The sequence below is a fragment of the Microbacterium sp. Bi128 genome, from assembly GCF_918698205.1.
On the sequence record NZ_CAKKMM010000915.1, the window covers coordinates 1 to 2061 of the forward strand.

Below are 2061 nucleotides of genomic sequence, written 5' to 3' on the forward strand. Positions count from 1 at the left end.
TCATGAAGGCGAAGAACCCGCAGACGGCATAGCTGATGATCAGGGCCGGACCGGCGGTGGCGAGCCGGCCGCCGGCGCCCATGAACAGGCCGGTGCCGATGGCGCCGCCGATCGCGATCATCTGGACCTGCCGGGGTTTCAGGCCTTTGTGGTAGCCCTGGTCCTCGGCGTGGAGCGCAGCCCCCGAGGCGTGGGCATGCGCCGGAATGGTGTGGTCGGTGACGGCGGATTGTGGCTGGGTCTGCTGTTGAGCGGGCAGTTTTTGGGCGCGGGCAGTGTCAGGAGAAGTCATGGGGGTCCTTCGGGGTTCGGAGGGGCGCTACTTGCTCAGGTTGGCCAGGCGGTGCGGGCTGAGGAGCTCGGTGAGCTGCTCGTCGGTGAGCAGGCCGTGTTCGAGGACTAGTTCCGCGACGCCCTTGCCGGTGGCGAGGGCTTCCTGGGCGATGGCCGTGGCTGTGGCGTAGCCCAGTTGCGGGTTCAGGGCGGTGACGAGGCCGATGGATTGTTCCACGGTGAGGCGAAGGTGTTCGGTGTTGGCGGTGATGCCCCGGACGCAGCGGGCCGTGAGGGTGCGGCACGCGGCTTCCAGGTGGGAGATGCTCTTGTGGAGGCTGTGGACGATGATGGGTTCGAAGGCGTTGAGCTGGAGCTGGCCGGCCTCGGCGGCCATGGTGATGGTGACGTCGTTGCCGATCACCTCGTAGGCGACCTGGCTGACCACTTCCGGGATGACCGGGTTGATCTTGCCGGGCATGATCGAGGAGCCGGACTGCACCGCGGGGAGGTTGATCTCGCCGAAGCCGGCGCGCGGGCCCGAGGAGAGCAGCCGGAGGTCGTTGCAGATCTTGGAAAGTTTCACAGCGACCCGCTTGAGCACGCCGGAGAGGTGCACGAAGGCGCCGACGTCCTGGGTGGCCTCGATCAGGTCCACGGCCGTGACGAGCGGCAGGCCGGTGATTTCGGCCAGGTGCCGGCAGGCGGCCGCGGCATACCCGGCGGGGGCGTTCAGGCCGGTGCCGATCGCGGTGGCACCGAGGTTGATTTCGTGGATCAGCAGGTCGGCCTCGGCCAGGCGGAGCCGGTCCTCGCCGATCGTGACGGCGTAGGTGCCGAACTCCTGGCCGAGCGTCATGGGGACGGCGTCCTGGAGCTGGGTGCGGCCCATCTTGACCACCGTGCGGAACTCGAGGGCTTTGGCGGCGAAGGCGTCTTCGAGTTCGGTGAGGGCCTGGAGCAGTTCCCGGGCCGCGAAGATCGTGCCGAGCTTGACCGCGGTGGGGTAGACGTCGTTGGTGGACTGGCTGAGGTTGACGTGGTCGTTGGGGTGCAGCCGGGCGTAGTCGCCCTTCGGGTGCCCGAGGATTTCCAGGGCCCGGTTGGCGATGACCTCGTTGGCGTTCATGTTCGAGGAGGTCCCGGCGCCGCCCTGGATGACGTCGACGACGAATTGTTCGCTGAGTTTGCCGTTCATGACCTCGGTGCAGGCTTGCCCGATGGCGGCGGCACGCCCGGCGTCGAGCAGTCCGAGCTCGTGGTTGGTGCGGGCGGCGGCGAGTTTCACGGCGGCCAGGCCGCGGACCAGGTGCATGTTGGAGGACAGTGGCTGGCCGGTGATGGGGAAGTTCTCCACGGCCCGGAGGGTGTGGACGCCCCAGTAGGCGCCGGCGGGAACGTCCCGGTCGCCCAGGAGGTCGTGTTCGGAGCGGAATTCTGCGCGTTCGTCGAGCGAGGTCATGGCGGTCCCTTACAGGTCTTTGGGGGCGGGGGAGATCTTGGGGTCAGCGAGGAAATCGGTGGCCTGCAGCAGCCCTACGGGCCGGCCGCCGCCCAGCACAGGTGTGGCGGCGAGGCGCGCCAAGGGGGAGGTGTCGACGTCGAGCGCGGCCAGGACCCGGACGGTGACGGGCATCCGGGCGCGGTCTCCGCCGTCGGAAACCTTCACGGCGAGGGCGCGGCCGTCCGGGAGGCCTACCAGCTGGACGCCCTCGAAGCCGTCCTTGGCGAGCAGGCCGGGGACCAGGCGCATCAGCGCGGTGACGTCCCGGTCCTGTCTCTTATACA

2 protein-coding genes and 1 pseudogene are annotated in these 2061 nt (G+C 68.8%); all 3 read right to left on the reverse strand.

Annotated elements, in window-relative coordinates:
• Positions 1-292, reverse strand: a pseudogene (locus tag LQV45_RS27955) (L-asparagine permease); the annotation flags it as partial.
• A gap of 27 nt (positions 293-319) precedes the next feature.
• The gene (locus LQV45_RS27960; protein WP_230010162.1) at positions 320-1735 is read right to left on the reverse strand and encodes an aspartate ammonia-lyase; all 1416 of its coding nucleotides are present in this window, start codon (positions 1733-1735) and stop codon (positions 320-322) included.
• Between the two features lie 9 nt (positions 1736-1744).
• Positions 1745-2061, reverse strand: a 317-nt coding sequence (locus tag LQV45_RS27965; RefSeq protein ID WP_230010164.1) for an asparaginase, incomplete at its 5' end; no start/stop codon positions are given.

Excerpts from the sequence above, each read along its gene's own strand:
- LQV45_RS27960 (WP_230010162.1), bottom strand. The coding sequence starts at position 1,735 with ATGACCTCGCTCGACGAACGCGCAGAATTCCGCTCCGAACACGACCTC.